The 12,777-nt window shown below is 60.4% G+C and carries 11 protein-coding genes; 2 read left to right on the forward strand and 9 right to left on the reverse strand.

Annotation, left to right across the window (positions count from 1 at the left end):
- Positions 1-7 precede the first annotated feature (7 nt).
- Together ACZZ0B_RS22405 and ACZZ0B_RS22410 are read right to left on the reverse strand one after the other, a co-directional pair.
- Entirely contained in the window at positions 8-1,600 is a 1,593-nt protein-coding gene (locus ACZZ0B_RS22405; protein WP_463546255.1) for a glycerol-3-phosphate dehydrogenase/oxidase, read from the reverse strand.
- Positions 1,601-1,605: 5 nt separating this feature from the next.
- Positions 1,606-3,201, reverse strand: coding sequence for an FAD-binding oxidoreductase (locus tag ACZZ0B_RS22410; protein WP_463546256.1), 1,596 nt, complete (start codon positions 3,199-3,201; stop codon positions 1,606-1,608).
- A 212-nt stretch (positions 3,202-3,413) separates the two neighbouring features.
- Here ACZZ0B_RS22410 and gliR point away from each other — a divergent pair, with 212 nt between their 5' ends.
- The gene (gene gliR / locus ACZZ0B_RS22415) at positions 3,414-4,430 is read left to right on the forward strand and encodes an AraC family transcriptional regulator GliR (RefSeq protein WP_463546257.1); all 1,017 of its coding nucleotides are present in this window, start codon (positions 3,414-3,416) and stop codon (positions 4,428-4,430) included.
- Positions 4,431-4,908: 478 nt separating this feature from the next.
- Positions 4,909-5,274 (forward strand): DUF6124 family protein, encoded by a 366-nt coding sequence (locus ACZZ0B_RS22420; protein WP_158830174.1) that lies wholly within the window; start codon positions 4,909-4,911, stop codon positions 5,272-5,274.
- Between the two features lie 251 nt (positions 5,275-5,525).
- Here ACZZ0B_RS22420 and ACZZ0B_RS22425 read toward each other — a convergent pair whose 3' ends face one another.
- The 7 genes from ACZZ0B_RS22425 to ACZZ0B_RS22455 form a co-directional block, all read right to left on the reverse strand.
- Positions 5,526-5,894 carry a glyoxalase superfamily protein gene (locus tag ACZZ0B_RS22425; protein WP_150646848.1) on the reverse strand — a complete coding sequence of 123 codons (369 nt, stop codon included), beginning with the start codon at positions 5,892-5,894 and terminating at the stop codon, positions 5,526-5,528.
- A 134-nt stretch (positions 5,895-6,028) separates the two neighbouring features.
- Entirely contained in the window at positions 6,029-7,504 is a 1,476-nt protein-coding gene (locus ACZZ0B_RS22430; RefSeq protein ID WP_463546258.1) for an N-acyl-D-amino-acid deacylase family protein, read from the reverse strand.
- A gap of 1 nt (position 7,505) precedes the next feature.
- The gene (locus ACZZ0B_RS22435) at positions 7,506-8,366 is read right to left on the reverse strand and encodes a MurR/RpiR family transcriptional regulator (protein WP_463546259.1); all 861 of its coding nucleotides are present in this window, start codon (positions 8,364-8,366) and stop codon (positions 7,506-7,508) included.
- 16 nt (positions 8,367-8,382) lie between these two features.
- Positions 8,383-9,732, reverse strand: a complete 1,350-nt coding sequence (locus tag ACZZ0B_RS22440; RefSeq protein WP_463546260.1) for a GntP family permease — start codon at positions 9,730-9,732, stop codon at positions 8,383-8,385.
- A 660-nt stretch (positions 9,733-10,392) separates the two neighbouring features.
- Complete coding sequence (locus ACZZ0B_RS22445; protein WP_400774731.1) at positions 10,393-10,560, reverse strand: hypothetical protein; 168 nt, start codon at positions 10,558-10,560, stop codon at positions 10,393-10,395.
- Positions 10,561-10,718: 158 nt separating this feature from the next.
- Complete coding sequence (locus ACZZ0B_RS22450; protein ID WP_463546261.1) at positions 10,719-11,612, reverse strand: NAD-dependent epimerase/dehydratase family protein; 894 nt, start codon at positions 11,610-11,612, stop codon at positions 10,719-10,721.
- 103 nt (positions 11,613-11,715) lie between these two features.
- Positions 11,716-12,627, reverse strand: coding sequence for a LysR family transcriptional regulator (locus ACZZ0B_RS22455; protein ID WP_053116979.1), 912 nt, complete (start codon positions 12,625-12,627; stop codon positions 11,716-11,718).
- Between the last annotated feature and the right edge of the window lie 150 nt (positions 12,628-12,777).

Below are 12,777 nucleotides of genomic sequence, written 5' to 3' on the forward strand. Positions count from 1 at the left end.
AGGGGCATCAAGGCGTGGCATCCGGCAGACCGTGATGGCGTTGCCACAACGCCCGATAACGCTGAATTTCCTGCTGCCAGTATGCGTCGCTCCAGCCGAGTCGTGGCTGGCAGATTTGGCGGATGGCGGTGAAATAGTCTTCGCCACCGTGAGGCAGCAAAAGGCCGAGACGCGTGCGGCGCAACAGCAGATCGTCGAGGTGCAGAACCATTTCCGCTTCGCAGGCGAAGGCCAGTTCCGCCCACAAGGTGTCCGTGGCGCCGACCGTTTCGTGGCCGATGTCTTTGATCATCTGCGCCAGCTTCGGCAGGTTGCGGCCATGCCGTCCGGCCAAGCGTCGCCATTGATGGTTGCTCAACTCTGGAATCGGCAGCGCAGGAACGGCGGCAAACACCGGCGCGGCATCATCGACGAAGGCACGTTCGATCATCGCCGCGCAGGCCTTGAGCACTTCGATGGCTTGCGGGCGGAACGTGGTCAGTTTGCCGCCGGCCAGGGTCACGCAACCGGGCTCCTGCCACAGCACATGTTCGCGGGTTTCGTTCGACGGTTTGTCCTGATGCGCACCTGCGCTGCCGACCACCGGACGTACGCCCGACCATGTCGACAGCACGTCATTCGCCGTCACTTCGGCACCGGGAAATTGTTGTGTGCAGGCCGCCAGCAGATAGTCGAGTTCTTCGTTAGAGATGCTCGCGCTCTGATCGAGATCTCCGCGATGATCGAGATCCGTGGTGCCGACCACCGTCGCGCCTTCCCAAGGAAAAACGAACACCGGACGCCGGTCGCGTTCATGCAGAAACGTGAACGCCTGCGCCACTGGCAAACGCCAGTTCGGCAGCAATAAATGACTGCCGCGCAACGGCCGCAATTGCCGTGGTGCCTCAGTCGGCCGCAAGCGCTCAGCCCATGCACCGGTGGCCACAGCAAGCACGCCACAACGCAATTGCAGGGTCGCCCCGGCCTCGCAGTCTTCGATCTGAACGCCGCACACTCGCCCGTTTTCTCGCAGCAAATGCTCGACGCGAACGCCATTGACCACGACAGCGCCATCCGCCCGCGCCTCGCTCAACACGCGCATCACCAGTCGCGCGTCATCCGTCAGCGCATCGACAAAACTGGTGCCGCCGAGCAAGTCACTTTCCTTCACGCCCGGCGCCAGATAACGCAGCTGCTGCGCATCATGAAAACGATGGCTGCGCCGCCCCGCCAAGGCGTCGTAAACGCTCAGCAAGCCACCCAACACCCGAGGCCCGGGAAAGCCGCCGCGATAGTGCGGCATCATGAAACTCATCGGCTCGACCAGCCCCGGCGCTTCGTCGAGCAAGCGCTGACGCTCGCGCACCGAATCGCGGGTCAGACGCCACTGGCCCTTGGCGATGTAACGCAAACCGCCATGGACCATTTTCGACGATCGACTGGACGTGCCCCAGGCAAAATCACGTTGCTCCAGCAACAGGCAGCGCCAGCCTCGGCGTGCCGCTTCACGCAGGATGCCGGCGCCGCTGATACCGCCGCCGATGACGATCAGATCCCAGGTTTCATCCGCCAGTGTTGGCAGAGTCTGCTGGCGCCATGCGGCGTTCCAGTCCTGACTCATGGCCGTCACTCCGGCAACAGCGTGCCGGGGTTGAGGCGCCCGGCCGGATCGAAGTGTTTGCTCAGCGCCTGCAAGGTATCCATCGCCAGTGCGCCCTTCTCGCGCAGCAGATACGGCGCGTGATCCTTGCCGACACCGTGTTGGTGGCTGATGGTGCCGTGGTTGTCGACGATGGTCTGGCTGGCCGCGTGTTTGAGCGCTTTCCAGCGTGCCAGCGTTGCCGGATAGTCAGCCGCCGGGCGAAACACGTAAGTGGTGTAGATGCTCGAACCTTCACCGTAGACGTGGGACAAGTGGGTGAAGACATGCACGCGTTCGCCTTCGGCGGCCAAGGCCTCGCGCAGGCTGTTTTCGATGAGGTTGAGCAGGTTGTCGACGTTGCTCCAGTCGGTGGCGGTTTCCAGGGTGTCGACCACGTAACCGGCGTTCCACAGGTTCTCGCGCAGGTAAGGGAAACGGAAGCGGTTCTGCGCCCATTTCTTGCCGAGCAAAGTGCCGGTGAACACGCCACCGAACGCCTTCAGATGCTGCCGCGCCTGGGTCAGCGACAGCGCGTTTTGCCGACGATTGCCGGTGACGCCGAAGGTCAGCAGGCATTTGCCCTCTGCTGCCCCCCTTAGCTTCAGATACTTTTCCAGCCAGGCGATTTGTTGCGGATGACCGGCCAGCGCCAGTTGCGTTTCGGTTTCCACGGCGTTGGACAGGCGCAACATCGACAGCGGTACGCGTGCCTGGGCCAATTGGCGGATGGCTTGCAGGGCCTTGGTCCAAGAGGGCAGAAACACGCCGTAGAAACGTTCATCGGCGGGCAGCGCGCTGACCCGCACTTTGACCTCGGAAATGATCCCGAAACGGCCCTCGCAACCCAGCACCACTTCGCGCAAATCTGGCCCGGCAGCCGAAGCCGGAAAGGTTGGAATGTGCATCGGCCCGGCAAAGGTTTCCAGCGTTCCGCCCGCAAATAGTTGCTCGATCCGGCCATAGCGCAACGACTGCTGACCGCTGGAACGACTGGCAACCCAACCACCCAATGTCGACAACTCCCACGACTGCGGAAAATGCCCCAACGTGTAGCCCCGCGCACGCAACTGACTTTCCACCTGCGGCCCACTCGCACCGGGGCCGAACGTTGCCAGCAGGCTTTGTTCGTCGAGATCGATCAGGCGATTCATCCGCGCCAGCGACACCGTCACCACTGGCCGCGCTGAATCCGGCGGATTGATGTGCCCGGCCACCGAGGTGCCGCCGCCATACGGGATCAGGCACAAGTCCTGTTCGTGGGCGAGCGCCAGCAATTGGCGAATATGTTCAGCGGTCTCGGGAAACGCCACCGCATCGGGATAATTGCCCAGCGCACCTTCGCGCAACGCCAGCCAGTCCGGCAGGCTCTGGCCCCGCGCATGCAACAAACGATCATGAGCATCAACGCTGTACAACGTGTGCGCCGACAACCGCGAGGCCGGCACACGCGCCAATGCAGCTTCAAGGGTCGCATCGGGCAGCGCGCGCCCCTCGCCCAGTCGTTCATGAAGAAACTCCGCGCCCTGGGCCGGCAGTTCGACCACCGTGGTTGCATCTCCCCAGCCGTTCCAGCGTCGCATGCGTGTGTCCTTTTTTTGCCGTCAGATCAGTGATATTTCAGGCCCCCATACTAGCCAGCGGCCGTAAAGTGTCACGGTCGCATCCGGCCAGTTCGTGTAGCCAATTGAGTCAAACGTCGCGCAAGCGTCAGCCATTTACTTTAGTCGGGGTTTCAAATTACCTTTCAGGCTATTCGTCCGCCCTCGCCGCCGTTGATCAAAGGAATGGGATCATGCAATCGCTTGGCTTCACCTCGGTTCCGCCGCTGCTCAAATACCTGCGCCATGCCGAGCAACTGGGCATGGCCGTCGAACCGGCGTTGGCGGCGGCGGGTTTGCAGGCGCAGCAGTTGAGCGACAACACCCTGCGCTTGCCCGGTGAGGCGCATGAGCGGCTGCTGGATTATTTCTGCGAGCACTCGGGGGATCCGTTGTTCGGGCTCAACGCGGCGAATTTCGTCCTGCCCAATTCGTGGAGCGTGCTCGGTTACATCACCATGAACTGCGCGACGTTGGGCGATGCGATGAGCCGGATCATGCCGTTCGAAAAACTGGTCGGCGACATGGGCGTGAGTCGTGCCGAAGTGCTGGATGGCCACGTGCATCTGATCTGGACGTGCCGTTATCAGCGCCCACGGATTCGCCGGCATCTGGTGGAGAACGTGCTCGGCTCATGGCTGCAATATGCACGCTGGATCGCCGACACGCAGATGTCGCCGGCCGCTGTCTGGCTTGAACATGCGTGCCCGGCCGAGGCGACGCCTGCGCAGTACGAGGCGTTTTTCGATTGCCCGGTGGTGTTTGATCAGGCGTATTCGGCGCTGATCGTGCCGCTGGCGTATTTGCAGTTGCCGCTACGTCAGGCCGATGCGCAGTTACTGCGCACCCTGGAGGAACATGCGCTGGGGTTGATGGCAACGCTGGAGGATGCGTCGCTGGAGCAGCAGGTGAAGAACATTCTGCGGCAGTTGCTTAAGGAAGGCTTGCCGCGCAAGGAACAGGTGGCCGAGCATCTGGCGGTGTCGGTGCGTACGTTGCAGCGCCAGTTGCATCAGGCGGGGACGTCGTATCAGCAGATTCTCGATGATTTGCGTCAGGAGCTGGCGGAGCATTATTTGCTCAACAGTACGTTGCCGATTCAGGACATTGCGCAGTATCTGGGGTTTACCGAACCGAGGTCGTTTCACCGCACATTCAAGAGCCGACGCGGGATGCCGCCGGGGGAGTTTCGGCAGATGCATCGGGGGTGAATGTTCTGGCCTCATCGCGAGCAGGCTCACTCCTACAGAGGTTTGTGTCGGACACAGAATTTGCGTTCACTGAAGATCAATTGTAGGAGTGAGCCTGCTCGCGATGAGGCCTCTCACCACAACGCAATAAACACTTTCGATAATGCTGTTTAAGGACACCCGGCGTTACGCGAAACAGCCCACAAATCCTTGCGCCATAACCTACGCCTACGCCAGAATCCGCCGGCTTGTGCGCCCTGAGCATGCTGCGTAACTTGATTGCGTCACTGATTTCCAGTGATCGGGTTTAGTAGCCCGGAATATTTGGGGCGTATAGCTCATCAAGCAATCGGGTCTTGCCTGAACGTTATGGTGGCTGTGCGTAGGGCGCCCTCGGGCGCGCCGGTTTCCCAGATCCCCGGTCTACTAACCTGCGCATAGCTGCCTCCACTTCTTTTAGTAGAGAAGCGGTGGCCAGCTTAATTTGAGGATCTGGTTAATGTTCAAAGTTACGCCAAACCCGCCGGCCACCGACCCGGCATCCCCCTACGAATCCCCCGATTCGAAGAAATTCCACGAAGCCGCCGAGCGCGCGCTCGACCACTACCTCGGTCCGACGAACGCCGACCTCATGGCCACGCCCTACTCGCCCAACACGCTGTACATGGCCAACCCCGCGGCGAACACCGAATCCCTGCTGACCGACGCCAGTGAAACCCTTGGCTCGGCCACCGTCATGCTCAACAACCATGCCGCGCAGGTTGAAGGCACCCATCGCAAGACTTTGCAGGGCATTGCGCAAGTGGTGATGGTGGCGGAAATGGCTGTTAATCGCGTGCTGGACCAGTTAGTGCCGACCGAGTAACGCAAAAGCCCGCGGCCCAACAGGAAGGGTTGGATGGCGGGCTTCTTTTTGCGGTGTGCCATTTCACCCTCACCCCAGCCCTCTCCCGAGGGAGAGGGGGCCGACCGAGGTGTCTGGCGCTATACATTGACCTGAATGACCGAGTCGATTATGAATTCGACCGAGCTGGTTCAGGTTGGTGTATCTCTCAAGCATCCCCGGATCTGTCCCCTCTCCCTCTGGGAGAGGGCTAGGGTGAGGGGCTTTTCAGCTCAGAGACAAATCGCGTTGGTAAACACCAACCGATTACCAAACGGATCCGCAATGGTCATGTCCTGACTCCCCCACGGCATCGCCTGAATCTGCGGATGCGAGAACTTGTAGTCCTTGGCGATCAATTGCTGCTGAAACACCTCCAGCTCATCCGTCTCAATACGCAGCGCCGAACCCGGGCTCGCATCGCCGTGATGTTCGGACAAATGCAACACGCACTCACCGCGAGACACCTGCAGATACAACGGGAAATTCGCTTCGAAACGGTGCTGCCAGTCGATCTTGAAGCCGAGGAAGTCGACGTAGAATTCAACGGCTTTGGCTTCATCGAAGATCCGCAGGATCGGGGTGGTTTTGCCGAAGCTCATGGGGTGCTCCCTGACTGGTTGGCCCGACAGTGTAGTTGGGCTGGATGTCAGCACTTCGGCTTGGTGTCGACAATCTTTAATTGCACAGTGCCACTATGAGATGTGGATCAAAATATCGCAGCCTTCGGCAGCTCCTACAGGGGGGATTTCGCCTGATGAAATCCTTTGCGTAAATCACCTTCGCGCGCCAGAAACCGCCCTTCCCTGCGCCCGTTCGCCTGCCCGTCGCGATAACTCAACACGCCATTGATCCACACCCCGTCAATCCCCTGCGCCGCCCGTTGCGGATCATTGAAATCCGCGACATCACGCACGGTCGCGGGGTCGAACAACACCAGATCCGCCCAATACCCTTCACGAATCTCGCCGCGCTCCTTCAAACCAAACCGTGCCGCCGACAACCCGGTCATCTTGTGTACGGCGGTGTGCAGCGGAAACAGGCCGACATCGCGACTGAAATGGCCCAACACCCGTGGGAAAGCGCCCCACAGGCGTGGATGCGGGAACGGATCTTCCGGCAGTCCGTCAGAACCGACCATCGACAACGGATGCGCGAGGATTCTTCGTACATCCGCCTCGTCCATGCCGTAGTACACCGCGCCCGCCGGTTGCAGGCGTTTCGCGGCGTCGAGCAACGGCACGTTCCATTCGGCGGCGATGTCGATCAAGTCGCGACCGCTGACTTCCGGATGCGGCGTCGACCAGGTGATGGTGATGCGATGCGCATCGGTAACTTGCTTCAAATCCAGCGTCGAAGAACTCGCCGCATACGGATAGCAATCGCAGCCGACCGGATGGGTTTTCGCGGCTTCTTCCAATGATGCGAGCAGCTCGGGACTGCGCCCCCAGTTACCCACGCCGGCGCATTTGAGGTGGGAAATGATCACCGGCGATTTGGCGTGACGACCGATCTGAAACGCCTCGTCCATCGCCTCCAGAACCGGGGCGAACTCGCTACGCAAATGCGTGGTGTACACCGCGCCGAATGCCGTGAGTTCTTCAGTCAATTGCATGACTTCATCGGTGGAGGCGTTGTAAGCGCTGGCGTAGGCCAGACCTGTGGATAAACCTAACGCACCGTCCTCAAGGCTTTCACGCAATTGCTCGCGCATCGCGGCGATTTCATCCGGGGTCGCGGTGCGCAACAGGTCATCCAGATGATTGCTGCGCAGCGCCGTGTGGCCGATCAGTGCGGCGACGTTCAGCGTGGTATTCGCCGCTTCAACCGCCGCGCGGTAATCGCTAAAACGTGGATAAACAAACGCCGCCGCGGTGCCGAGCAGGTTCATCGGGTCCGGCGGATTGCCCTGCAGCGTCACCGGCGAAGCGCTGATCCCGCAGTTGCCGACAATCACTGTGGTCACGCCCTGGCTGAGTTTTGGCAGCATCTCTGGCTGACGAATCACTACCGTGTCGTCATGGGTGTGCACGTCGATAAAACCCGGCGCCAGCACGCGGCCGGCGGCGTCGATTTCTTCGGTCGCCGTGGCCTCGGACAAATCGCCGATGCGCTCGATACGGCCATCGCGGATTGCCACGTCGGCCTGGTAGCCGGGCGTGTTGCTGCCGTCGATGATCAAGGCGTTGCGAATCAGGGTGTCGTACAGCATGTCAGTCTCCCAGCGGCAGGTGATCGTCGCCGCCACGGTATTCGTCGAGGGCGAGTTTGATCCGCCGCAGACGTTCTTGATTGTCTTCAGGATTGGCCAGCGCCAGCTCGGTCGCGAGCACGTCGATGGCGAGCAGCATGCCGTAGCGCGCCGCCGTCGGTTTGTAGATGAACGAGGTTTCCGCACTCTGCAGCGGCAGCACGACGTCGGCCAGTTCGGCCAGCGGCGAGTCAGCGCGGGTGATGGCGAGAATGCGCGCGCCGTAGTTGCGCGCCAGTTCCACCGTTTCCAAAAGCTCCGGGGTGATGCCGGTCAGCGAGCAGACGATGACCACTTGCTCGGCGTTGAGGCTGGCGGCGGTGACGCGCATCATCACCGCGTCATGACACACCGCAATCGGATAGCCGAGGCGCACCAGCCGCACCTGCAATTCATCGCTGCACAGCGTCGAGCAACCGCCCATGCCGAAGGCGTGAATCATCCGCGCCTGGCCGAGCAATCTCACTGCATCGGCGAAGCGTGATTCATCGAAACCGGCCAGATGCTGACGCAAGGTGGTTTCGATGTCGCCAACGATTTGCCCGTAGAACGCTGACTGTTCAGGCGTGCCCGCCGGGTCGAGAAAACGGCTGCCAACACCGCTGGCCTGAGCCAGTTGCAGGCGCAGATCACGCAGGTCACGACAGCCGACGGTGCGCGCAAACCGCGACAGCGTGGCGGTGCTGACTTCGGCGCGTTGCGCGAGGTCTTCGAGGCTGGCGCTGGCGGCGAAACCGACGTCGTCGAGCATCAGCCGGGCGATACGGCCTTCGCCGGCGCTGAAGGAATCCTGACGGGCGCGGATCTGGTAGAGGATGTCCATGGGCGGCGGGCTCCGGTTACAGCAAGTAAGAAAGGCCGACGGTCAGGCCGAACGCGACTACCGAGATCAACGTCTCAAGCACGGTCCAGGTCTTGAACGTCTGCGCGACCGTCATGTTGAAGTATTCCTTGATCAACCAGAAGCCGCCGTCGTTGACGTGGGAAAAGATAACCGAGCCGGCGCCGGTCGCCAGCACCAACAGCTCAGGGTGTGGATATCCCAGACCAATGGCCACCGGCGCGACCACGCCGGACGCGGTGGTCATGGCCACGGTCGCCGAGCCTGTAGCGATGCGCATCAGCGCTGCGAACAGCCAGCCCATGATCAGCGGCGACAGGTGGAATTCGTGAGCGAGGCCGACGATCTGATCGGTCACACCAGCGTCGACCAGAATGCGGTTCAAACCGCCGCCAGCGCCGACCAACAGAGTGATACTGGCCGTTGGCGCCAGGCATTCGTTGGTGAATTTGAGAATCGATTCACGGCTGAAACCCTGGGCGATACCCAGCGTCCAGAAACTCAGCAACGTCGCCAGCAACAGCGCGATCACCGAGTTGCCGATGAACAGTAGGAACTGGTTGAAACCGCTGCCCGGCGTGGAAATCAGGTTGGCCCAACCGCCGATCAGCATCAACACCACCGGCAATAAAATGGTCGCCATGGTGATGCCGAACCCCGGCAGCTTGTCGCGCGGTTCGCGGTCGAGGAATTGTTTTTCCAGCGGGTTATCCGCCGGCAAGTGAATGCGCGGCACGATGAATTTGGCGTACAGCGGGCCAGCAATGATTGCCGTTGGAATGCCGATGGCAATCGCGTACAGCAAGGTCTGCCCGACCGACGCCTGATAAGCCTGCACCGCCAGCATCGCCGCCGGGTGCGGCGGCACCAGCGCATGTACCACCGACAGGCCGGCGACCATCGGCAAACCGACCATCAGAATCGACACACCCACGCGGCGCGCCACGGTGAACGCAATCGGCACCAGCAAGACAAAACCGACCTCGAAGAACAGCGGCAGCCCGACCAGAAACGCGATGCAGACCATCGCCCAGTGCGCATTCTTTTCACCAAACTTGTCGATCAACGTGCGCGCCAACTGCTCGGCACCGCCGGACTCGGCCATCATCTTGCCAAGCATCGTCCCCAGCGCAACCACCAGCGCAATATGCCCCAGCGTCTTGCCCACCCCGGCCTCATACGCCCCTACCACACCCGACGGCGGCATCCCCGCGACCAGCGCCAGGCCGATGGAGATCAGGGTAATGACGATGAACGGATTGAGCCGGTAACGGGCGATCAACACGATCAGCGCGATGATGGCAACGGCGGCATACACCAGCAGCCAATAGCCGAAGGAAGGCGTCATGCGGTACTCCTCGAAAGGGTCACGTTCGAATGGGTTGTGAAACTCATAAATCATTTCGAGATCGAGATTTCAAACCGCATGAAAGTAATTTTCGTGGAGAGGTAAGGTGTGTCGTAAATGGATATGTCTTGTCGTGATTAATGAAAATCGCGGGGCGCGATTTACATACTTGTGCAGCCACAAAGCCCCCCTGTAGGAGTGAGCCTGCTCGCGATTGCGTCGTAACAGTCAATATCATCATTGGCCGAATGACCGCTATCGCGAGCAGGCTCACTCCTACAGTTTGATTGCATTGCGTCAGATAGAACGCGGATAACCTGTGGGAGCTGGCCTGCCAGCGATGACGGCTGCACATTCAACTTAGATGCTGAATGGTGAACCGCTATCGCTGGCAAGCCAGCTCCCACAGGTTCGCGTCCAGCCTTACGTTGTGTTTCTCTAAGCCAGCCAAGCGCTATACTCGCCTTACAAATTCCGTAGAGTCCCCGCCATGACCTCCGCGCGTCGCACCAGAAAAAAACTGACAGCCGATACTCTGATCCGCGCAATCGCCAGCTCGACAGCCATAGAGACGGGCCAAAGTGTCGAGGCAATTGAGCGCAAACTCAAAGTCAGATCCAGTAAGTTTCTAAATTTGTCCCTGGCCAAGTAGCGTCGACTTCAAGTCCACAATGCCTGCCGAACCCAATACTCCATGGGTTCGTAGTTGCAGTTCAGCCCCTGACTGATCGCTGCAAAATAAGCCTCTTTGTTTCGTTCCCAACTGCTGTAATCCAGCGGCACGTAGCCCGCCTGCACGGCCATGACGTCCGCCAATAATCGCGACAAGCGTCCATTACCTGTACCTGCTGAACTGGCGACGTTCAGAGCACCATAGGTCTGACGCAATACAAGCGCAAAGCCTTAAACGAAAACGGCTGCCCGATGGCAGCCGTTTTGAAGATTTTGAAGGGTGATAGCAAAGCCTGGCGGGGCTCAAACACCCATCACACCATTTCGTTACGAATCCATTCAACCACTGACGTGCGTTTCGGCGCCCAGCCCAGCAGTTCACGCGCCTGTTTGCCGCGCACTCGGCTGTTGGAGCCGAGGCCGTAGTTGGCCATTTCGTAGCCCCATTCGGCTTCGGCGTCTTTCAATGGCCAGTCTTGCGGTTGGCCCAGGTTCAGCGCTTGGGCCATGGCGGTGGTCATGTCGATGAACGACGCTTCGCCGCTTTCAACGAAGTAGAAAGTACCCGGAACGTTTTTGGTCAGTGCCAGCAGGTAGAGGGCGACGACGTCTTCGATGTGCACGTTGGACCAGATGTTCTGGCCGCTGCCGACGTGGCGTACCACGCCGCTTTTGCGCGCCTGCTTGAGCAATCGCGGCAGTTGCACGCTGTCACGTTTGACGCCCAGGCTGTGGCCGTAGATCAGCGTGTTGCAGATGACGGCGGAATTCACGCCATCCTTTGCCGCGGCGAGGATCAGGTTGTCGATGGCCACGCGTGCGGCCTTGTCGACGGTCGGCTCCGGCAGGTTGTCTTCAAAGTAGATGACGTCACTGGACTTGCCGCCCGACGCATCGCCAACGATGCTCGAACCGCTGGTGTGCAGAAAGACTTTGTTGGTACCGCGCAAAGCATCGAGCAAGGCTTCGACGGCGCCGCGATGGTCGCTGCTGGCGGCGTTGATGACGGCATCAGCGGCGCTGGCCTGTTCGGCGAGCAGTGCTTTGTCATCGAGGGTACCGATGACCGGGGAAATGCCGAGTGCTTTCAGCTCAGCAGCCTGTTCGGCGCTGCGCACCAGCCCGGTGACGTTATGCCCGGCCTGAACCAGACCGGTAGCGATCGAGCCGCCGATAAAACCGGCAGCGCCGGTGACGAATACGTTCATGGAGTAACTCCCTGCGTGAGTAAGTGATGGGACGAGTATCGGCCCGTGAGACCGGGGGAAAAACCCGCTCCCGCCCAATTCACTCTTGCGCAGAGGTCACGAATCAGCCCTTGAAATCGGCGCTGGCGTAGGCGGCGAGTTTGCTCTGGATAAAGTCGAGGAAGCACTGAATGCGCAACGCCAATTGCGAGTTACGGTAGTACACCGCGTTGATCGGCTGGCGATAACCGCTGTTGAATTCGCCGAGCAGGACTTTCAAACGGCCGGCACGGATGTCGTCGATGGTCATGAAGTGCGACAGGCAAGCGATGCCCTGCCCTTCCAGCGCCAGATGCCGCACGGTCTCGCCGCTGGAGGCGCTGATCGCCGGGGTGATCGGCCAGCGGTCACCGTGCACGTAACGCAGCGGCCATTGGTTGAGGCCTTCGTTCTGAGTGAAGCCGAGCAAGGTGTGCTCGCTCAGATCGGCGACTTGCTGTGGCGCGCCGTGTTTTTCCAGATACGCAGGGCTGGCGACGATCAGCAGCGGACTGCAACCGAGCGAACGCGCGTGCAGCGTCGAATCGGCGAGGGTGCCGATGCGGATGGCGATGTCGGTGCTTTGTTCCAGCAGGTCAATGATCAGGTCATTGCTGTTGAGTTCGAGCTGGATGTCCGGGTAGAGCCGGCGAAATTCGTCGATGTAGGGGACCACCGCGTGGAGCATGAACGGCGACGCGGCGTTGATACGCAGACGCCCGGACGGGGTCTGCTGGCGCGAGGACAGGCGTTCTTCGAGTTGATCCATCTGATCAAGAATCAGCTTGGCGTGCTCGAAGAAGTACTTGCCCTCCTCGGTCAGATCCATGCGCCGCGTGGTGCGGTTGATCAGCGTGGTGTCGAGTTTGGCTTCCAGCTTCGACAGCGTGCGGCTGACGGCCGACGGCGTCTGGCCGACTTGCTCGGCGGCGGCGGAGATGGAACCGCACTCGATCACACAGACGAAAATCTGCAACTCATCGGATCTGGCTTTCACGGGTGTCCCTTAGGATGGTCATCACCCCTGTATTGTGGTGAAGGAATGGCTTGAGCGGGTGGGGAATTTTCTGTTCACAGAGATCCACTTGTGGCGAGGGGATTTATCCCCGATGGACTGCGCAGCAGGCCCGCTCTGTTTCAGGATCAA

Source organism: Pseudomonas sp. AC247 (assembly GCF_979258015.1).

Bases quoted from the DNA above. Each gene is read 5' to 3' on its own strand.
- ACZZ0B_RS22405 (WP_463546255.1), bottom strand. From the start codon at position 1,600: ATGAGTCAGGACTGGAACGCCGCATGGCGCCAGCAGACTCTGCCAACA.
- ACZZ0B_RS22410 (WP_463546256.1), bottom strand. From the start codon at position 3,201: ATGCGACGCTGGAACGGCTGGGGAGATGCAACCACGGTGGTCGAACTG.
- gliR (WP_463546257.1), top strand. From the start codon at position 3,414: ATGCAATCGCTTGGCTTCACCTCGGTTCCGCCGCTGCTCAAATACCTG.
- ACZZ0B_RS22420 (WP_158830174.1), top strand. From the start codon at position 4,909: ATGTTCAAAGTTACGCCAAACCCGCCGGCCACCGACCCGGCATCCCCC.
- ACZZ0B_RS22425 (WP_150646848.1), bottom strand. From the start codon at position 5,894: ATGAGCTTCGGCAAAACCACCCCGATCCTGCGGATCTTCGATGAAGCC.
- ACZZ0B_RS22430 (WP_463546258.1), bottom strand. From the start codon at position 7,504: ATGCTGTACGACACCCTGATTCGCAACGCCTTGATCATCGACGGCAGC.
- ACZZ0B_RS22435 (WP_463546259.1), bottom strand. From the start codon at position 8,366: ATGGACATCCTCTACCAGATCCGCGCCCGTCAGGATTCCTTCAGCGCC.
- ACZZ0B_RS22440 (WP_463546260.1), bottom strand. From the start codon at position 9,732: ATGACGCCTTCCTTCGGCTATTGGCTGCTGGTGTATGCCGCCGTTGCC.
- ACZZ0B_RS22450 (WP_463546261.1), bottom strand. From the start codon at position 11,612: ATGAACGTATTCGTCACCGGCGCTGCCGGTTTTATCGGCGGCTCGATC.